The organism is Capnocytophaga sp. oral taxon 903 (assembly GCF_013394785.1).
Classification (GTDB): domain Bacteria; phylum Bacteroidota; class Bacteroidia; order Flavobacteriales; family Flavobacteriaceae; genus Capnocytophaga; species Capnocytophaga ochracea.
Map to the genome: position 1 here is coordinate 803051 of NZ_JABXYW010000002.1, position 21516 is coordinate 824566.

Below are 21516 nucleotides of genomic sequence, written 5' to 3' on the forward strand. Positions count from 1 at the left end.
GCCGTACCTTTGCCGACGCAATGAGGGTGGTAGCTCATTGTAAAACTTCAAATAATAGTTTTCATAATTTAAAGTTTTGGTTGGTTAATGGAAAAGTCCGATAGTAATATCGGGCTTTTTTTTTGCAGAAAAAGTATTGTTATTTAAAAAAGATTTTATACTTTTGCGGAGAAAAACTGATATAAAGAATGACACCCATATACAGCCAATTACTTATTCCGTTTCTCATTGCAATGGCAGTAGCCATTACGATGGGAGGTAGCGGTACGGCTCCTGCATTCTCGGCAAGCTATGGCGCTAATGTGATTAGAAAGACTGTTATCCCGGGGTTATTTGGGATAATGGTGTTTGTAGGAGCGTTTTTGGCAGGGAAGAAAACGGCAGGTACGATGGGGAGTGGCATATTACCCTCGGAGTATTTGGATTTTACGGTGGTATCGATAGCCTTATTTTCGATAGCGGTAACGATGCTTATTTCGAACATTTCCGGGATACCACAGTCCACCAGTCAGGCAGCAGTATTAGCCTTAGCGGCACCAGCGTTGTATTTTGAGAAGTTAGACACGAATAGGCTATTTATGGAGATTATACCTGCGTGGTTTATATTGCCTGTGATTGCTTATTTTCTGAGTTATTTTGCGGGGAAATACATTTACCAACCGATGCGCAGGCGGGGGCTGACGATACAGCGGGCGCAGAATGAGAACAAGAAGCATATTTGGGATGTAGCGTTGGTGATAATGGCTTTGTATGTATCGTTTGCGATAGGCTCTAACAACGTAGCTAATGCGACGGGACCTTTGTATACAATGACGATTAATGAGCTACACATTCGCGAGAGCGACCATATTGTTATTTTGATGTTGGCTACTTTGGTGGTAGCCCCGTGTTTTGGCATTGGCGCTTCGCTTTTTGGACATAAGATACTGAAGAATACAGGGAAGGAAATAATACTTTTTGGGAAGTTTGAGGCGGTGATTATCGCATTTATATCGGGGAGCTTGTTGTTACTGGCTTCGGTTGTAAAAGGAATACCCACCTCATTGGTACAAGTGAATGTAGCAGCTATCTTAGGAATAGGCGTAGCGAAGATGGGGCACAAGAATATTTTTCGCAAGACTCAAGTAAAGCGATTCTTTGCGATGTGGATGATAGCGCCTATTATAGCGTTCTTTTTGTCGTTGTTATTGGTTTTTTTAGCTGATAAGAACCAAATGTTATAAACAAAATACTTAAAGAATTGTTAAAAAATAGGGTGGGAGAAGAGGAAATACGAGAAACAAGAGAAGGAGGAAATAGAGTGTATAAAACTATAAATCAAACATATATAAAAAATACACAAAAAATAGAATATTAATATATAGTTAAAATTGAGAAAAGATGATACTACATTAAAAAAAAGTAGTATCTTGCGCCCGAATTTTTATGCTAACAAGTGTTTTTACTATGAAAAGAAATTTATTAAAAGTACCTGTTTATATGGCCTTAGCAGGATTGTTGCTCACAGGATGTGGCAAGAAGACTGATAAGAACATATCAAGTGCAACAGGTTGGAAAATCAACGCGAAAGAAGGTGGTTTTCAATACAATACAGATTTTAAAGACCAAGAGACAGGTCCTGGTCTTGTGCTCATTGAGGGAGGTACCTTCACTATGGGAGAGGTGGAAGACGACATAATGCACGACTGGAATAACACCCCTACCCAACAACACGTACAGTCTTTTTATATGGACGAAACAGAGGTAACCAACAAGATGTATATGGAATACCTCGATTGGTTGAAACGTGTATTCCCACCAGATGAAGAGCAATATAGAAATATATATATAGGTGCCCTTCCTGATACCTTAGTATGGAGAAGCCCTCTAAGTGCTAATGAAGCAATGGTTAGCAATTACTTGCGTCACCCTGCTTATGCTGAGTATCCTGTAGTAGGGGTAAACTGGGTGCAAGCAGTACAGTTTAGTTCTTGGCGTACTGACCGTGTGAACGAGGCAATCTTGGAACGTGATGGTTATCTTGCAAAAGATGCTCGTTACCAAGTAGATGCTACTAGCACATTTAGTACCGATACTTACCTAAACGCTCCATCACAAACTTACGGAGGTAAGATAGCTGGTGAAATGGGAGGTAAGAAAACTAATAAAGAAGGAGAAGCAACTTATGCTAAACAAACTAGTGGTATTTTATTGCCTGAGTATCGTTTGCCTACTGAAGTAGAGTGGGAATACGCTGCCAAATCTTTGGGTGGTATTCGTGAATACAATTCATTGCAAGGTAGAAAGAAATACCCTTGGAATAGCCAATACACTCGTTCTACCAAACGTAGAACTCGTGGAGACCTCTTAGCTAACTTCAAACAAGGTAAAGGTGACTACGGCGGATTGGCAGGTTGGTCAGATGACAAAGGTGATATCACTGTAGCAGTTAAAACTTATCCACCCAATGACTTTGGTTTGTATGATATGGCAGGTAACGTAGCAGAGTGGGTAGCTGATGTTTATCGTCCTATTGTTGATGATGAAATAACAGATTTCAACTATTACCGTGGTAATGTGTATATGAAACACGCTATAGGTGAAGACGGAAAACAAATAGTAGTAACTCCTGAGAATGTGAAGTATGACACTTTGATGAATGGTAAAATTATCGCTCGTAATTTGCCAGGTAACCTTGCTACTGTTCCTATCGACTCAAACGAAACCTATTTGCGTTATAACTTTACACACTCCGATAACCGCAGTTATCACGATGGTGATAAATCATCTACACGCAACTATCGCAACCAAAGTGACTTGATGGCAGAAGGTTCAGAGTATACAAACTCAATGTACAACGCTCCTCGTCCTAAAAAACCAGGAAGTGATATCAACGGTAAGGACTATGATACTTCTAACGACCGCACTTCACTTATCGACGACGAAGTACGCGTATTTAAAGGTGGTTCTTGGAGAGACCGTGCCTATTGGCTTGACCCAGCACAACGTCGCTTCTTACCTCAGTACATCGCTACTGATTATATAGGGTTCCGCAACGCTATGAGCCGTGTAGGTTCAAAAGCTAAAAAGAACCATAAAACTCCTAAAGGATAAAAAACATAAAATTTTTCATAAACAGAGAGCCCTCTTGAAAAGTTCAAGAGGGCTCTTCTCTTTTTTTATAGAAAGTAACAAGAACTATTTGCTTAACTCAAAAAAACGCTGTAGTTTTGCATTATAAAAGAACTAATAGTTTATGATAGAAGAGCTTTATCAAAGATATATAACTTCAGCGGGCGTAAGTACTGATACTCGCAATATAACGCCTAATAGTATTTACTTTGCCTTGAAAGGAGCTTCGTTTAACGGCAACACCTTTGCTCAAGAAGCTCTTGCCAAAGGAGCCTGCTATGCAGTTATTGATGACCCTGCTTATCACATCGCCTACAAAACACTTTTGGTAGACGATGTCCTCACTACACTCCAACAGCTCGCTACTTACCACCGCAGGAAGCTAAAAACACTCGTTATTGGTATTACCGGTAGCAATGGAAAAACCACCACAAAGGAGCTTATCAAGTCCGTATTATCACAACAACTGAACATAGTAGCTACACAAGGCAACCTAAACAACAATATAGGAGTACCTCTCACTTTGCTCACAATTAAACCAGAAACCGATATTGCTATTGTGGAGATGGGTGCCAATCACCCAGGTGAAATAGCCTTCCTATGTTCTATTGCTGAACCCGACTACGGCTATATTACCAGTATTGGTAAAGCGCATTTAGAAGGCTTTGGTTCTTTTGAAGGCGTGATAAAAACCAAAGGCGAGCTCTATGATTACCTCAAAGCGCACCATAAAACCATTATTGCCAATGCCGATAATCCTATCACCGAAGCGCTTTTGGAAAACTATAACAATGTGTACAGTTTTGGAGTAGGCGAAGGAGTAAACGTCTCTGTGCAATGTCTCAGCACTCAACCCGTGAAAATACAGTTTGCTGACACGTCCCTACAAACCACCACAGAAGGATTCCCTGCCAATATAGAGGGCTTTACTGATACTCCCACTGTCGCAACTTCTCATCTGGTAGGAAGCTATAACTTCACTAATATTGGTGCTTCGGTAGCTTTTGGGCGTTACTTCAAACTCTCTACAAAGGCTATTCAGAAGGGCATAGAGAGCTATATTCCTCAAAACAATCGCAGTCAGTTATTGCAATGGGGTAGTAATACTGTTTTGCTCGACGCCTATAACGCCAATCCTAGCAGTATGACTGCTGCTATCGACAATCTCCTTTCTATGAACAGCTTCCCTAATAAAGTGCTTATTCTCGGCGATATGTTTGAGCTTGGCGATTACGCTACTCAGGAGCATCAAAGTATTGTCGATAAACTCACAGAACACCAATGGGCAGGGGTCTACCTCATCGGAAAGAATTTTAAACAAACTAAAGCACCTTATCCGCAGTATGAAACCTTTGAGGAATTTCAAGAGGTCTTTAAGAATCTTTCTTTTCAAGACAGCCTAATACTCATCAAAGGTTCAAGAGGAATGGCTTTAGAAAGACTTATAGCCAACTCTTAAAGAGCATTAAAAAACAGCGAAGGGCTGTCGGCAATGCCGGCAGCCCTTCGCTTATCCTCTGATAACTACTGATTGTGTTTCTTCACATAATCAATAATTCTTTCTGTAAGATTGATATGGTCAGTACCCCGTACACCGTGTGCGTGCATCGGGTAGATAAATAACTCTATAAAGTCGTTTTTCTTGATAGACTCACGCGTAATACTCATCAGGTGCTGAGGTACTACAACATCGTCTACACTGCCGTGAATAAATAGTAGAGGGCGCTTCAAATTCGTGAGGTATTTGCCCACTCGGCTATTCTCGTAACCCTCTGGGTTTTCTTGTGGGGTGTCCATATAGCGCTCGCCATACATCACTTCGTAATACTTCCAATCGGTTACAGCCCCTCCTGCCACAGCAGTTCTAAATATTTCAGGGTGACGAGTGAGCAAGCTCGAAGCCATAAATCCTCCAAAACTCCACCCGTGCACTGCTATCCTATTGCCGTCTACATAAGGCAGACTCTTCAAATAATCCACCCCTTTAAGCTGGTCTTTTACCTCTATTTCTCCCAAACGACGGTGGATTACGCTCTCAAAAGCAAAACCTCTGTTTTCACTACCGCGGTTGTCTAAGGTAAACACAATATACTGTTCGTTTTCTACAAAAGCGTGTAACCACAAGTAAGTATCTGCCAACCATTCGTTCTTCACCTGTTGGGCGTGTGGTCCTCCATATACATAAATCAGCACAGGGTACTTTTTATTAGGGTCAAAAGTCTTAGGTTTGTGCAATTTACCGTAAAGAGGCGTACCGTCTTCGGCTTTCAGCGTTACAAACTCAGTAGTACCTACTGCAATACCTTCCAGCGGATTCTTAGCCGTAAGCAAACGCTGTCTACTGCCTTTATCCGTATTTACAAGGTCTATATTTTGTGGAACGCTGATACTGCTATAGCTATCCAAAAGATATTTCCCGTCACTGCTCAGCTGTACGTTATGAGTTCCTGCTTCGGGAGTAAGAGCAGTCACCTTTTTAGGGTTTTTAAGCTCTATCTTAAAGCAATGTTGCTCACGTGGGTCAGCACCTGTACCGGTGATAAACACGTATTTCCCTTGTGCGTCGAAACCTAAAATATCTTGCACTACCCAACGGAAATTGCTAACTTGCTTAATGAGTTTACCGTTCACATTGTAATGATATACATTTGTAAAACCATCGCGCTCGCTTAGCCATAAAAACTCATTTGCGTTGTTAGGCAAGAACACAGCAGGCTTTTCAGGCTCTACCCATTTAGCATTGCGCTCTTCAAAAATTGTATTTACCTTTTTGCCCGTACGTGCGTCGTAACGGTTTAAGGCAAAGTGGTTCTGCGCTCTGTTTATTTCAGCCAAAAGAATATATCGCTCATCAGGGCTCCAAGCCAAATTCGTGAGAAAGTGCTCATCGGTAGTGTTGATGTCTAAATAAGAAACCTTCCCGCTTTGGAAATCGTAAATCCCTACTGCTGCCTGCTCGCTCGGCTGACCTGCCATCGGGTATTTAATCGCTTTTAAGGTAGCAGGAGTAGTGGTAATATCCACCAAAGGGTAATCAGCCACCTTGCTTTCGTCTTTCTGATAGAAAGCTAAATAATTGCCCTTAGGCGAAAAGAATATACCTTTATTAATGCCAAATTCGTTGCGGTGAATCGATTTACCCGCTACAATATTCGCATCAGTAAAAGCAGTGACCGCTTGTTTTTCATTCTTTTCAGTAGCCAAATACAAATTATTATCTAAGGTATATGCCACTGATTTTGTAAGAGGATTGTATTCAGCGTTTTCAGCCCCTTTGGGTAGCGTAATACTACTGAGCACATTCTTGCGCTCGTAATTGTAACGGTAATAAGTATTATCCACTTTTAAAACCATTTCCTCTTTACCGATATAGGTGATAGGAGGCAACGAACCGCTGTTTCGCAAGTAGCTTTGCAACCACTCAAACCCCATTGTGAGCTCACTGCCAATAGCGCCCACTTTTTCACCTTTGGGGTTGAAAATCTCATACGTATCACCTTTGCTGTACAGATACAGGTCAGTGCCCTCAATCCATTGCAAATTATCCAAAGTTTCAGGAGAGAGCAAGCGGTATCCCATTTCAGAAGAAGGGTCTTGTACCGCGTGAAAAACCGCTTCGGCAACCGTCAGTTTACGGTCTTGAGCTAACGCCGAAAGCGTAATAAAAGCTACGAATAGCGAAGTAATAACTCTTTTCATAATTCAGTTTTACCAATGTAATGAATTGTTTTTACAGCGCAAAAATAAAACATTCTCTTCAAATAGCCAAAGCCTTCACCACTTATTTTTACCCTTTTTCTCGAAAAAAATCCCTATAAATTTGGTCAATTCATTTTTAAATACTACTTTTGCACCGTCTTAATTAAAAACAGACAGGTCTCATAGCTCAGCTGGTTAGAGCATCTGACTCATAATCAGAGGGTCGTTGGTTCGAGCCCAACTGGGACCACCCTCAAAACAAAAGCACTTACAAACATTTGTAAGTGCTTTTTTATTATACCCCAACTTCGGTTTAACTATATTTTCCGTCACCACATTCCCCCCTAATACCTATGCCCTAAGACCCCACACCTCCTCATTTACTAATTTTCTAATTTGCTAATTCTCTAATTTTTCTTCCCCTTTTTCGTCACACTCCCTCCTAGTGCCTATGCCCTAAGGCCTAGTGCCTCTTCCTCTTTCTTTCGCCTCGAAACCCCGTTTTTACCGTTTTTTGCATCGCTGTATTATACTATTAATCAACTTTTTACATGCCCTTTCTATACCAATCGTCCAAGATTCGTATAAGCTTCCTATAAGCTCTCTATAAGCTAACCCCACCCTCCTTACACCCTTTTTTCACCAAAATCTCTCCCTCCCTTCTTCCGAACTTCTCCGTTTCCTTCCGAATTCTCCTAACAGTCCCAACACATCGCTTTTTCATCTCAAACTTTGGCAAAGTTAATAGCCTGTCGTGCTACGACTGCCTGTGCGGCTCGCACCTTTTTTTCACTATTTATTATTATTCAAAATAATTTTCTTATCTTTGCACCGAAGTTTTCATTACATTAATGTTAACCTAATATAAAGGCAATCTATAAATCTATTAATTAAATTACCCATCGGTACACATCACAATTGTCAATTGAAAGACTATTCGTGTAATTTGTGCGAGACTTAAAAACAGCGAAGCTGTTCATTTGCTCGATTTTTTTAAAGATTTGTAAGATTTCTGTAGCGTAAGCTACACTTTTCTTACATCGAACTCACGTTAAAAGCAAGCATTTTACAAAGCATTACCTTGATTTTGCTTAATTTCTGAGGCACAGCCTCACCTGTTCACATAAAACCTTTTTGTCTAATTTATAAAACAATCTGTTGTCGTGCTACGACCCACAGCAAATAAGATGAAAAAAAAGATTCTATCCATCATTGCCCTGCTCCTTATAGTAATAGCAGGTTATTTCGTATGGCGAAAATACATCGCCCCCACCCGTATCGCATTGGTGAACTTCATCAGCTATCAGGCGTCCAATATCGCCCTTTCTAATTCCGATAAGTTTATCAAAATCGAAGAAGTCCCCCTCGACCAACTCGATAAACTCAAAAACTACGACTTCGTCCTCGTATGGGCAATGGGACTGAAAATTAGCGACGAACAGCGCAATCAGCTCATCGATGCTGCTAACCGCGTGCCTTTTCACAGTTTCGCCGTTACCAATCCCGATAACGATATCAGTAGCCTCAACGAAACCGAACTCAAACACGTAGGCGACTATCTGATGAGTGGCAATAAGGCAAACTACCAAAACCTCGTTCGTTATGTCCGCAAATATATCGACAAGAAATGGTTTGCTACCGAACCTGCACCGCCTATCGAACGCAAAGAAAACGTCTACTTTCATTTAGACGACGAGCGTTCTTTCAGCTCCCTTAAAGAATATCAAGAGTATATTCAGAAGAATAATTTCTATAAAGAAGGCGCTCCTCGCATCGCCATAGTAGCAGGCTTACACGAGCCTTTTGGCGGAAATAAAGAACACCTCAATGGGGTAATAAACGCCTTGCAGAACGAGGGTATGAACGTCTATCCTTTCACCGCTCAAGAAAAACGCATCGACTTCCTTACCGAAATCAATCCCGATGCCATTGTTTATTTTCCTCACGGACAAATGATGATGGGGCAACCCGAACTGTTTATCAATTGGGCTAAGGAGCACAACGTACCCCTCTTCACGGGATTATCGGTCTTAGCAATGAAAGACGATTGGGAAAAAGACCCTATGGGTATGTCGGGCGGCTTTATGGGGCAAACCATTGTAATGCCCGAGTTAGACGGGGCGCTCTATCCTTATGTAGTGATTGCCCAAGAACAAAACAAACAAGGTTATTACTTCCTCAACACTATCGAGAACCGCGCCCGGAAGTTCGCCAAAATCATTCATAACTTCACCGATTTAAAACGTAAACCTAATGCCGACAAGAAGTTGGCGATTGTTTACTTTAAAGGTGTGGGGCTTACTCCTGCTGCCGCTCAAGGGTTGGAGGTCGAACCTTCACTATTCCGCTTTTTACATCAACTCAAAAACGAAGGTTATAACGTAGGAACGCTCCCCGCTACACAAGCCGAATTCAATCAGCTACTGCTCACGCACGCCAATACTTATAGAGCCAATGCCAAAGGCGATATCGAAAAGTTCATCAATACAGGTGCACCTGCTTTGGTAGAAGCTCACGAATTAGATGCTTGGCTCAAAAAAACTTTACCCGAAAAACTCTATAAACAAGTAATCGAAAAGAACGGCGCCGTACCGGGCTCTTACCTCAACACTTCTAAGGACGGTAAAAATTATCTGGCAGTAGCCCAACTCACTTTCGGTAATATCACCATTCTCCCTCAACCTCCTGCCGCTATTAGTACTGATGATGATTTTAAAGTGTTGCACGGCGTAAAAGAAATCCCTCCTTATGCCTATATGGGGGCATATCTTTGGATACAAAACGGCTTAAAAGCCGATGCGCTCATTCACTTCGGTACACACGGCTCATTGGAGTTCACCCCTAATAAACAAGTAGCCCTCTCCGATTACGATTGGGCAGATATCTGTGTGGGTACCGTACCACATTTCTACTATTATACTATCGGAAATATAGGCGAAGCGATGATGGCAAAACGCCGTTCGTACGGCAGTATTGTGTCTTATCTTACCCCTGCTTTCACCGAAAGCGATATGCGCAATACCTTCAATAATTTAGAGAACACCATTCTTTCTTATCAGAAAGCAAAGAACCCTATCGATAAACAAACCATTGGGTTACATATCAAAAAGTTAGCCGTAACAATGGGCTTACATCGTGATTTGCGTTTGGATAGTATCCTCTCCAAACCGTACACCGAAGCCGAAATCGACCGCCTTGCTAACTTCGCCGAAGAGATTGCCACCGAGAAGATTAATGGCGAATACTACGTAATGGGAGTCCCTTATACTCCTGATAAAATTAATTCTACCGTCTTGGCTATGAGTGCCGACCCTATTGCGTACAGTTTGGCTACCTTAGATAAGTACCACGGTAAAGTTACCGAAGCCGACCTTAAACGCAAAGCCTTTTTCACAACTCATTATCTAAACCCTGCTAAGAGCTTAGTAAACCAAATACTCGCAGGCAAACCAGTTACTACTGAACTGATTTGCAACTATGCTCATATCTCTGCTGACGATTTGCAAAAAGCCAAAGCTACAATGGCTAAAGAAGAAGGAAGTGGTATGCCTTATTTCTTACAACAGCAGATGAAAAAACAAGCTACGGCTTCAGCAACCGCTACTGCTACTCACACAACAGCCACAGCTTCGGCTACTGCTAAGAAACCTGATGCCGTAGGTCGTCCTACCAAAATCAAAGCTCCAGCCAAAAAAGAAGACCGCAAGCCTCTTACTAAGGAAGAGCTGGCTGCTCTCAACGCTCAAAAGGCTAAGATAGATTATGCACGTGCCTTGGTAGATATCGAAAGAACCATTACCAATGTAGCGCTCTATAAAGACGCCTTGCAAAACAGTCCGCGTTTAGAAGAAAAGGCTTTCTTCAATGCTCTAAATGGTGGTTACACCCCTCCTTCCTCAGGAGGTGATGCAGTAGCCAATCCTAAAGGTGTACCTACTGGTCATAACCTCTATGGGGTGAATGCCGAAAGTACACCGTCTAAACTCGCGTGGGATAGAGGTGTGGCTTTAGCCCAAAATGTAATTAGTGAATACCAAACCAAACACCACGAATATCCCAAGAAGATAGCCTATACTTTTTGGAGTTCCGAATTTATAGAAACCGAAGGTGTATCTATCGCCCAAGCCTTGTATATGTTAGGTGTTGAACCCGTATGGGATAGCTTTGGTCGTGTAGGCGATGTGCGCGTCATTCCTTCTGAAGAGTTGGGTCGCCCTCGTATCGATGTAGTGATTCAAACCTCAGGTCAGTTCCGCGATTTAGCAGCTTCTCGTTTGTTCTTGCTTACCAAAGCCATTCAAATGGTATCAGCTCTTCCTGAGGAAGCATATGCCAATGAAGTGAGCGCAGGTAGTGTAGATATCGAAAAACAATTGGTAGAAGCCGGAGTATCGCCCAAAGAAGCCCGCGAACTTTCTACCGAACGTATCTTTGGTGGCTTGCAAGGTCGTTATGATACAGGCACTAAGGAGTTGATTAATTCCGGCGATAAATGGGAAACTCAAAAGGATATCGCTGAGGTTTATATGCATAATATGGGCGCTTTCTACGGCAGTAAAGACAATTGGAGCAAGTTCCAAGAAGGTATGTTCCGCGCCGCTATCAAGAACGCCGATGTGCTCATTCAGCCTCGCCAAAACAACACTTGGGGAGCGCTTAGCCTCGACCACGTCTACGAGTTTATGGGGGGTATGAATGCTGCTATCAAAGAAGTAAACGGCAAAGACCCCGATGCCTACCTCGCCGATTATCGCAACCATAAGAATATGCACGTGCAAGAACTCAAAGAAGCCGTAGGGGTCGAAGCTCGCAGTACAATATTCAATCCTAAATACATCAAAGAAATGATGAAGGGTAAGGCTTCAAGTGCCGGGCAAATAGCCGAAATCGTTACTAATATGCACGGTTGGGAAGCTACTCGCCCCGAACTCATCGACGATGCAATGTGGAATGAGGTATATAATACTTATATAGAAGATAAACATCACCTGGGCATCACCGATTTTATAAAGAAAGAGAACGTAGCAGCCTTGCAAGAGGTAACTGCTGTAATGCTCGAAGCTACCCGCAAAGGTATGTGGAAAGCCTCCGATGCTCAAATCAGTAAACTTGCCGATATCCATACCGACCTCACCAAGCAATTCGGTGTAAGCTCTTCTCAATTCTCTTCCGAAAATAAGAAGTTGCAGGATTATATCAGCAAAAAGGCTTCTCCTGCCAATGCCCAAGCGTATCAGCAAAAGCTCGCTCAATCGCACCAAGGCAGTCAGGCTCAAGCCAATACCCAAGATGCTAAACTCCTCAAAAAAGAAGAAACCTCTGCCGGAAGTCCTCAAGAAAAAGTATCGCTCAGCGCCCTTTGGATAGGCGGAATAGTGCTCCTCGCTTTCGTCGGTCTCATCATCTTTATTCGCAAAAGAAGAAGATAATTTAAAGTTATAGCAAATAAGAAAGGCTACCCAATAGGGTAGCCTTTCTATTTTTAATTTCATTATAAATTTAATAACTCCTCCACGTACTCCCTACTGTTCGAGAGTCGGGGTACTTTGTTTTGCCCGCCAAGCTTGTCCTTGTGTTTAAGCCAGTCGTGAAAAAGCCCCGTGCGAGCTTTGTGCACTTTGGGCATATTCAGCGTCATATTGTTGTAGCGTTTAGCTTCGTAATCCGAGTTGAGTTTTTGCAGTTCACGGTCTAATATCTCGGTAAATTGCTCCAAACTCTCAGGAGGTGCATCAAACTCTATTACCCATTCGTGCCCGCCTTTCAGCTTGTCTTGCATAAATATAGGCGCTACCGTGTAGTCTATTAAGTGACTATTTGTCTGCTCACAAGCCTTTTCTAAGGCGCGCTCGGCATTCTCTACGATGAGCTCTTCTCCAAATACATTAATAAAGTGCTTGGTACGACCCGTAATCTTAATCCTATAAGGCACTACCGAAGTAAACCTTACCGTATCTCCTATCATATAACGCCACAAACCGGCATTAGTAGTAATCACCATCGCATAGTTCTTACCTATTTCCACCTCACTTAGCGGAATTGCCTTTTGCTCCGCAGTACCAAAAGTCTCCATCGGTATAAACTCATAGAAAATCCCGTAGTCGAGCATTAGCAACATTTCGTCCGAATTGTTGCGGTCTTGAATTGCAAAGAACCCTTCGGAGGCGTTGTATATTTCGTAATAACGAAAACTATCCGAAGGAATAATATGCTTATACTGTTCGCGATACGGTATAAAACTCACCCCTCCGTGAAAGTATACTTCTAAGTTGGGCCACAACTCCAAAAGATGTTCCTTTTGGGTTTCTTCTAAAATCCTATTTAAAAGCACTAACATCCAGGAAGGAACCCCCGCAATACTAGTCACATTCTCTGTTTTCGCCTCTTTGATAATCGCTTGTAACTTACTCTCCCATTCACTCATCAGCGATACTTTGTTGCTGGGGGTACAACTCCATTCTGCCCAAAAAGGCAGGTTTTCAATCAAAATCGCCGATAAATCCCCAAAATAAGTACCGTTTTGTTCATACAGTTGCTTGCTCCCTCCCAGTCGCAAACTCTTGCCCTTAAACAAATTCGAATCCTCGTTGTTATTTAGGTATAAGCACAGCATATCCTTCCCCGATTTGTAATGGCACAGTTGCAGTGCCTCCTCACTTACCGGAATAAACTTACTCTTAGCATTAGTAGTCCCACTGCTCTTGGCAAACCATTTTATCGGCGTATGCCAAAACACATTCCGCTCCCCTCGTCTTGCCCTTTCTACGTAAGGCTCAAAGGCTTCATAAGAAACTAATGGTGTATTTCTACTGAATTGTTCATAGTTTTTCACCTCAGCAAAGTTATATAGTTTGCCGAGTTCAGTGTCTTTGGCAGCATCGAGAAGCTCCAAAAGCACACGTTCTTGCACCTTATGTGGGTGCTCTACAAACTCTTGTATTTGGTCAATACGGCGTTTTAAAAACCACGAAGTAATAGAATTGAATAAAGCTAATGGCATATCCTGTATAACAAATTACAAGTGACAAAAGTAATAATTATTTCTGAACTAACAAGAAACTACTATTACAATTAAGTTACAAAAGTAACTTTTCTCCGCCGGTTTGTTGTCTTTCTGCAAGTTAAACATCTTATTCTTTTCAATAATCAGCAAGCAACCCTCCTCTAAGCACTATCTTCCCCCGATAACAAAAAGTCCATTCCATAAATATCCCCCTCCCCTATCCGCCCCATTAAGCAACTTCCCCGTCACCACATTCCCCCTTTGAAGGTAGCCAGCGACAGCCACGTATGTACACAACGATAGCCGAATATGTGTAAAGAAAGATATTTTCACCTCATTACCTTCGACCTTCCGTCCCTACATTCCCCCTCATTGAGGGGGCTAGGGGAGGTTTCCTCCGCTTTTCCGTCACTACATTCCCCCTCTCCTTGGGAGAAGTCTCCGAATAGGAGAGTATGTGAACGGGGTGAGGATTCTTTTTCTTTCGCCTCGAAATCCCGTTTTTACCATTTTTTGCATCACTGTATTATGCTATGAATCAACTACTTATATACCCTTTCTATACCAATCGTCCAAGATTCGTATAAGCTTCCTATAAGCTCTCTATAAGCTAACCCCACCCTCCTTACACCCTTTTTTCACCAAAAAACCCCTTAGTCTCCTTCTGAAAAATTCCGTTTCCTTCCGAATACTCCAACCCTCCACATTTTCTCATTCTCTAATCTGCTAATTTGCTAATTTTTCCCCGCCCGTCGTGCTACAACCTTTGCCAAAGTTCAATAAACTGACAATCTCTCCGCTGGCTTACAAGGCATAGCCTTGATTTTGTTTGATTTCTGAGGCACAGCCTCATTCCTCTAATACAACCTCACACCCCATTTTCTCATTTTCTCATTTCCTAATTTACTCATTTCCTCTGCCTGTCGCTTTTGCGTCGCAATTCCTAGTGCCTATGGCCTATGCCCTAAGGCCTAGCTCCTAATTTTTAACCCTTTTCGTGCTACGACTTGCTAATTTGCTAATTACGTCGTATCTTTGCACCCAATAATAAAAGAAAACATCAAGAATGAATACACCGCAAGAATTGTGGCGCAACAAGTAATTAGTAATAAACACCGCAAACTTTGCCAAAGTTGAAACTCACTAAAAAATGACAGTAAAGATAAAAAACCTATCAAATAACGAGCTCCCTTCATATCAAACCGAAGGAGCCGCAGGCGTAGACCTAAGAGCTAATTTGCCTAGCAGCAACATCACCTTACAACCCTTAGAGCGCACCCTCGTGCCTACCGGCTTATTCTTAGAAATACCTGAAGGTTATGAAGCACAAGTGCGTCCGCGTAGCGGTATGGCAATCAAGCACGGCATTACAGTAATCAATAGCCCAGGTACTATCGATTGTGATTATCGTGGCGAGGTAAAAGTTCCTATCGTAAACCTATCCAATGAACCTTTTACCATTGCCCACAGCGACCGTATTGCCCAAATGGTATTTGCCAAGTATGAGAAAGCCACTTTTGAAACTGTAACCGAGCTTTCACAAACTGAAAGAGGTGCCGGAGGCTTCGGAAGCACCGGAGGTAATTAGCAGATTATAAATGACAAATTACGAATTGAAATATGAGTTACAAACTATCATTTGCGGAACGGGCAAAGTTAGCTATGGAGATACTATCCAAGCAGCCTCCCGTTACCTTAGAGGAAGCAAGAGCTCAAGTGGAATGGCTGAAGAAAAAAAGTCGGTCAAAAATAAAGAAACAGAGAATCTCTGCCAATGGATAGAGAAGCAGCAACTTTGGTTTAATAATATTGATATGAATTTGTTTCTTTCACAAGGTGCAGAGCAAAAAGTATATTTAAATAGTGAAAAAGAAGTACTAAAACTCAACGATGCTATTTACTACACCTCGTGGATAGATTATTTCAACAATTTATTGCTGAACAACTATTTTTTCCCTGATACTGCTTATGAATTAAAAGGTTTTTACAAAGATAACGATACCCTTTATGCAGTAGTAAGGCAAGAATATATAAAAGCTGACACCCCTACTTCATTAGAAGAGGTAAAAGTTTTTATGGAGAGAAATGGTTTTGTAAATATACGTAATAACGACTATCGCAATCCTGAATTAGGGATAATCTTGGAAGACCTTCACGAGGAAAACGTACTTACGCGCAATGGTTCTTTGTTCTTTATTGATACTGTTTTTTATATAGAACCCACATTTTGGCAAATTGATAGATAAGCAAAATGCTCGTGCAACTCGCACCAAATTAATTATTATGAAAAAAATCATCTTAATCCTTACAGCCTTGCTATTGGTGAGCTGTAAAACCAAACAAGCAGTGGTAACCCCCGCTGGTAGAACAAGCGTTGATAAACAAGCCAAAGAAATTATCAACCGCCACCTAAAATCGTTTCCTGCTTTTAAAACACTTAGCGCTAACCTGCAAGTAACTTATAAAGACGGTAAGAATGAGCAGAGTTTACCTCTATCTTTCCGTATGGAGAAAGACAAAACAATATGGATATCCGCTCCTTTGGGAGTAGCCAAAGCACTCATCACCCCCGAAAAAGCCGAATATTATAACCGTTTAGACAGTTCTTTTTTCAGCGGTGATTTTAGCTATATCAGCAAACTATTAGGCATTGATGTAGGTTTTAACGAATTACAGAATCTATTATTAGGCAATGCGCTTTACAGTCTCAACTTTAAAAGCGAAGGTTTTATCAAGCTCCTCCCTGAGGACAACAACCGCTATAATATTGAAGTCACCGGCGAGTCGCCCGTAGAAGTGATTTACCGCTTTTTTCCTGATAATTACCGTGTGGAGGTTACCGAAGTAAATCATTTAGGAGCAAACCAAAAGGCAATAGCAACTTACAGCTATCAGCAAGTGGGGGAACTCTTATTACCTCTCTCCATTAAGATAGTTGCCAGCGAGGGAGAGAATAGCACCCAAATCACTTTAGAGTTCAAAGGATTGGATTTAGATAAAAAACTGTCCTTCCCTTTTAAAATCCCATCGGGAATGAAAGAAATAACAATAAACAAGTAACAAATGTGTCGCAAACTTTGCCAAAGTTCTTGCCTGTGTGGCTCACACCTTTGGCAAAGTTAAAAATACGTTAAACTGTCCGTCGTGCTACGACCTATGAATATACTAAAAATCACACTGCTTTTGCTTTGCTTTCCGCTACTCCTTACAGCGCAAACTAAGCAAAAAGAATTAGAACAACGCAAGAAGGCACTGCTCGAACAAATCAAGCAGATGTCCGCTTTACGCCAACAACAAAGTCAGCAACACAAAACTACTATTCAGCAGATAGAAGTTGCTAATGAGAAGATATTAGCGCGCACACGCCTAATACAAATCAATCAGCAGCAGGCGAATTTGCTTTCTAAAGAAATAGCTGACAACGAGGAACAACTGCGTACCCTCAAAAAAGAATTGGAATACCACAAAGGCGAATACGCTAAGATTATCAAACAGTCGTTCAAAAGTAAGTCGGCACAAAACCGATTGCTGTTTTTGCTCTCTTCCGAAAGTTTTTCGCAAGCCTACAAGCGTTTGGCTTATATGAAACAGTATGCCAACTATCGCAAAGAGCAGGTGAGCCTCATACGAGAAAAGACTGATAAAATAAAGACTATCAACAATACTTTGGTAGCCCAACGCAATACTAAAAACCAAGTATTGGAAGAGCAACGCCAAGAGCAAGCTACTTTGGAGACTGAGAAAAAGGAACTGGAAGTGTTGGCTACCAATATCCGTGCCGCAGAACGCAACTACGAAGCACAGATACGCGAAAAACAAAAACAAGCTAACGCTATCGACCGCGAAATACAGCGCCTGATTCGTTTAGCTATTATAGAGGCAAATAAACGTGAGAAAGAGCGTTTAGCTGCTTTAAACAGAGGAAAAAATGCTCCTAAAACTACTTCTTCCCCTTCCTCAGGTTCTAATACTGAAATTATTTTTGTACTTACTCCCGAATCGCGTAAAGTAGCCGATAGCTTCGAAGCCAACAAGGGTAATCTTATTTGGCCAGTGGCAAAGGGCTACAAATCGCAAGGTTTTGGGGTGTATTACGACCCTGTATATCCTGAGTTGCAACATTACAATAATGGGGTGACCATTGCTACTGAAAAGGGTTCAGAAGCCCGTTGTGTGTTTGAAGGTGAAGTATCAGCCATACAATCGATACCAGGAAGTAACAAAGTAGTGCAGGTGCGACACGGTAACTACATTACTATTTATTACAATCTCACTGATGTGTATGTAAAGAAAGGAGATAAGGTAAAAGCCAAAGAGCCTCTTGGCAAAATCTTCACCGATAGCAATGGCAAGACCGAAATGAAGTTCTTTATATATAAAAATACTACCCGCCTCAACCCCGAATTCTGGATACATAAAATGTAAATTACAAGCCTCTTCACTTAGAAGAGGCTTTTTATATTTGTCTATTTACTAATTTTCACTACCTTTGTCCCCTCAAGAAATACAACTTATGAAAAGTAAATGGACTTTAGAAAATGATGTAAACGATTGGGTAAAAGAAAAACTCAATAGCCTAAACCTAAAAAAACATACCGATTGGAACGAAGAAACCTCTATGAGCAACTACCTAAAAGAAGCCCTAAAAGGTTCTGCGAAAACCAAGAATAAAACCAATTTCGGAATCCCCGATTTCCATATCGAAAAATATAACCTCCCCATCATTATCGAAGATAAATTGAACCACTCCAAACTCATCTCTCAAAACAAAGACGGAGTAAAGTTCGATGATAAATCCATTAGCCAATATGCCGTAAATGGCGCCCTGCACTACGCTTTCAATATGATTGCAAGTGCTAAATATACCGAAGTAATCGCCATAGGTATCGCCGGAGATAGCCAGCAAAATGTAGAAATAAAAGTCTACTACGTATTCGGATCCGCCAAAAACGCCTATAAAGAGCTTGAAACCGTCAAAGAACTCGACTTCTTAGAAAATAAAGCCTCTTTCCAAGCTTTCTACAAAGAAGCTGTCCTCAGCGAAGAAGAAAAACACCAAATCCTCATTGAAAGCCAAGCCACCCTACAATGGTATGCCAAAAAGTTAAACAAACTAATACATAGCCATAACATAACCGCACCCCAACGCGTACTCTATGTATCAGGAATGCTCCTTTCTATGCAAGATATTGAAGACCTCAATGGCAATAAAGAATACGGCTTAACCCCCGACGACCTACAAGGCTCACAAACTGCCACCAAAAGAGACGGCAAAAAAATCGTAGACCAAATAAAAGCCTTCCTTGATGTACGCCAAATCCCCGAAGAAAAGAAAAACCTAATGCTCGCCTCCTTTAGCGAAATATCCAAAGACGCACAACGCGATGAGTTGACCAACTGCCACAAAGAAGTAGCCGAATTTATAAACGGTAAAGCCTCCGTTAGCAAACAAGTCTTCACATTCATCTACGAATACATCTTCAAATCCATCGACGGATTAGGAGGGCATATCGATATTATGGGCGAAATGTATTCCGAATTCCTAAAATACGCATTAGGCGATGGCAAAGAATTAGGCATCGTCCTAACACCCCCCTACATCACCAAAATGATGGCACAAATACTCAATATCACTAGCGATAACAAAGTGATGGACTTAGCCACAGGCTCCGCCGGATTCCTCGTATCCGCAATGGAGCTAATGATCGAAAACGTAAATACTCAATTCGGAAAAAACACCACCAAAGCACAAGAAAAAATAAACCATCTCAAAAAAAACAACCTACTCGGTATTGAGCTTAATGCCGAAATGTATACGCTCGCCACCACCAATATGATACTCCGTGGCGACGGTTCCAGCCGAATAGAAAAAGGCTCCGCCTTCAACCGCCCCGAATACCTCTTTACCGACTTCAATGCCGACAGAGTACTGCTCAACCCCCCTTTCTCCTTCGAAGAAAAAGGACTCCCATTTATTGCCTACGGATTAGATAAAATGCAAAAAGACGGCTTAGGCGCCATCATCATTCAAGACAGTGCAGGAAGCGGAGAAGCCATCAAAACAGCCCGAGAAATCCTCAAAAAACACACCCTACTCGCCTCTATCAAAATGCCCGTCGACCTCTTTATGCCAATGGCAGGAGTACAAACCTCCATCTACATCTTCAAAGCACACACCCCTCACGACTACGAAAAAACTGTTAAGTTTATCGATTTTAGAGAAGACGGGCACAAGCGCACCAAACGAGGTATTTTAGAAAAAGACAACCCTACACAGCGCTATCAAGACATCATCAAAATATACAAAGCAGGACACCGCGCCCAAGTCGATAATACCCTTTGGAACCTCAAAAAAGCCTATATAGAAGACTTCATCACACCCGAAGGAAACGATTGGAACTTTGAAAAACACCAAACCCCCGACACCATCCCCACCCTCGCCGACTTCAAAAAAACAGTCGCCGACTACCTCGCTTGGGAAGTAACCAACCTACTGAAAACCCAAAACACCCCCGATGAACACTTGGGAAAATAGACGCCCACTTAACACAAAAACTCCAAACAGTTAAGTGGGCAGAATTTCTAATTGGAGATCTGTTCGAAATAGCAACAGGAAGAGACGTCATTATAAGAGATGTCCAACAAGGTAATATACCCCTTATTAGTCATCAACACGAAAATAATGGAATTACAAAATATATAAAACCTCTAAAAGACAGAACTTTATTTAACCACCAAACTACCATCTCATTAGCCGATAGAGGCGTTTTTTATGCTACAAATCAAAACGAGGATTTCCACATCGGAACAAGAGTAAAAGCCTTATCTTTCAAACAAGGTAAAATAAGTAAAAAAGTACGATTATTCTTAGTTTCTGCTATAAATAAACTACAAGTCCTATTTACAGAATATTCTCAAAATGCAACTGACAAACTACCTTTCTTAAAAATCACCCTCCCCACCCATAACGGAGCCATTGATTTCGCCTTTATGGAAACCTTTATAGCTGAGCTGGAAGCTCAGCGTATAGCTGAGCTGGAAGCTTACTTAACCGTTACAGGGCTTAAAGACTACACCCTTACTGAGCAAGAAGAAGAAACCCTAAATAGCTTAGATAAAGTACAGTGGAAAGATTTTACCATTGGAGAATTATTTGATATTAATCCTACAAAATATTATAAACTACCCAATGAAGTAATTATTTCTAAAAATGGTAGTATACCCTTAATATCTAATTCATCAACTGATAATGGTGTTATGGGATACTCCAATATGAAAGCCAATAACAAAGGAAATACTTTAACTTGTTCAGATACTACTATGGGAGCTGAAACAATGTTTTATCAAGAAAAAGATTTTATTGGGTATTCTCATATACAGCATTTAGTGCCTAAATTCAAAGTATTTAATAAAGCTATTGCTTATATGATTATTACCGCATCGCGAATTGCTACTGCTAATAAATATGACTATGGCACAAAATTTAATCGAGAGGCTATGAACGCTACTAAAATCACCCTCCCTACCCATAACGGAGAGATTGATTACAACTTTATGCAAAACTTAGTTCGCACTATCGAGAAATTAGTCATCAAAGAAGTCGTCCTATATGCCGAAAAGAAAATACAAGCCACTAAAGAAGTCATAAAATAACAATCCCTACCCCCCCATACAAATATAACAAAAGCCAGCCCCCCAGCTGG

The 21516-nt window shown here is 41.4% G+C and carries 12 protein-coding genes and 1 tRNA gene; 11 read left to right on the forward strand and 2 right to left on the reverse strand.

The features are described from left to right. Positions 1 to 188: 188 nt before the first annotated feature. The 3 genes from HW279_RS03345 to HW279_RS03355 all read left to right on the forward strand — a co-directional run bounded on the left by HW279_RS03345 (position 189) and on the right by HW279_RS03355 (position 4570). Positions 189 to 1223 (forward strand): inorganic phosphate transporter, encoded by a 1035-nt coding sequence (locus HW279_RS03345; protein ID WP_002674226.1) that lies wholly within the window; start codon positions 189 to 191, stop codon positions 1221 to 1223. A gap of 202 nt (positions 1224 to 1425) precedes the next feature. Next, on the forward strand, positions 1426 to 3093 hold the full coding sequence (gldJ, locus tag HW279_RS03350; RefSeq protein WP_178957959.1) for a gliding motility lipoprotein GldJ: 1668 nt from the start codon (positions 1426 to 1428) through the stop codon (positions 3091 to 3093). Between the two features lie 142 nt (positions 3094 to 3235). After that, positions 3236 to 4570: a UDP-N-acetylmuramoyl-tripeptide--D-alanyl-D-alanine ligase gene (locus HW279_RS03355; RefSeq protein ID WP_178957960.1), complete on the forward strand. Its 1335-nt coding sequence runs from the start codon at positions 3236 to 3238 to the stop codon at positions 4568 to 4570. A 65-nt stretch (positions 4571 to 4635) separates the two neighbouring features. Here HW279_RS03355 and HW279_RS03360 read toward each other — a convergent pair whose 3' ends face one another. Continuing rightward, the gene (locus HW279_RS03360; RefSeq protein WP_178957961.1) at positions 4636 to 6810 is read right to left on the reverse strand and encodes a S9 family peptidase; all 2175 of its coding nucleotides are present in this window, start codon (positions 6808 to 6810) and stop codon (positions 4636 to 4638) included. 176 nt (positions 6811 to 6986) lie between these two features. Between HW279_RS03360 and HW279_RS03365 the strand changes: the two genes are divergently transcribed. Together HW279_RS03365 and HW279_RS03370 are read left to right on the forward strand one after the other, a co-directional pair. Then, positions 6987 to 7060 (forward strand) — tRNA-Ile (locus HW279_RS03365). A 937-nt stretch (positions 7061 to 7997) separates the two neighbouring features. Then, entirely contained in the window at positions 7998 to 12239 is a 4242-nt protein-coding gene (locus tag HW279_RS03370; RefSeq protein ID WP_178957962.1) for a cobaltochelatase subunit CobN, read from the forward strand. A 62-nt stretch (positions 12240 to 12301) separates the two neighbouring features. Here HW279_RS03370 and HW279_RS03375 read toward each other — a convergent pair whose 3' ends face one another. Next, positions 12302 to 13810: a GH3 auxin-responsive promoter family protein gene (locus HW279_RS03375; protein WP_178957963.1), complete on the reverse strand. Its 1509-nt coding sequence runs from the start codon at positions 13808 to 13810 to the stop codon at positions 12302 to 12304. A gap of 1153 nt (positions 13811 to 14963) precedes the next feature. Here HW279_RS03375 and dut point away from each other — a divergent pair. The 6 genes from dut (at position 14964) to HW279_RS11240 (ending at position 21466) form a co-directional block, all read left to right on the forward strand. Next, positions 14964 to 15401, forward strand: a complete 438-nt coding sequence (gene dut, locus HW279_RS03380; protein WP_178957964.1) for a dUTP diphosphatase — start codon at positions 14964 to 14966, stop codon at positions 15399 to 15401. Positions 15402 to 15411: 10 nt separating this feature from the next. Next, a complete protein-coding gene (locus HW279_RS03385) occupies positions 15412 to 16059 on the forward strand; it encodes a hypothetical protein (protein WP_255495762.1) in 648 nt (215 codons plus the stop codon). Positions 16060 to 16096: 37 nt separating this feature from the next. After that, complete coding sequence (locus HW279_RS03390; RefSeq protein ID WP_178957965.1) at positions 16097 to 16873, forward strand: DUF4292 domain-containing protein; 777 nt, start codon at positions 16097 to 16099, stop codon at positions 16871 to 16873. Positions 16874 to 16969: 96 nt separating this feature from the next. Further along, positions 16970 to 18238, forward strand: a complete 1269-nt coding sequence (locus HW279_RS03395; protein ID WP_009409901.1) for a murein hydrolase activator EnvC family protein — start codon at positions 16970 to 16972, stop codon at positions 18236 to 18238. An 88-nt stretch (positions 18239 to 18326) separates the two neighbouring features. Beyond that, positions 18327 to 20348: a class I SAM-dependent DNA methyltransferase gene (locus HW279_RS03400; protein WP_178957966.1), complete on the forward strand. Its 2022-nt coding sequence runs from the start codon at positions 18327 to 18329 to the stop codon at positions 20346 to 20348. Further along, complete coding sequence (locus tag HW279_RS11240; RefSeq protein WP_317165729.1) at positions 20345 to 21466, forward strand: restriction endonuclease subunit S; 1122 nt, start codon at positions 20345 to 20347, stop codon at positions 21464 to 21466. Before HW279_RS03400 ends, HW279_RS11240 begins: the two co-directional genes overlap by 4 nt. Positions 21467 to 21516: the final 50 nt, after the last annotated feature.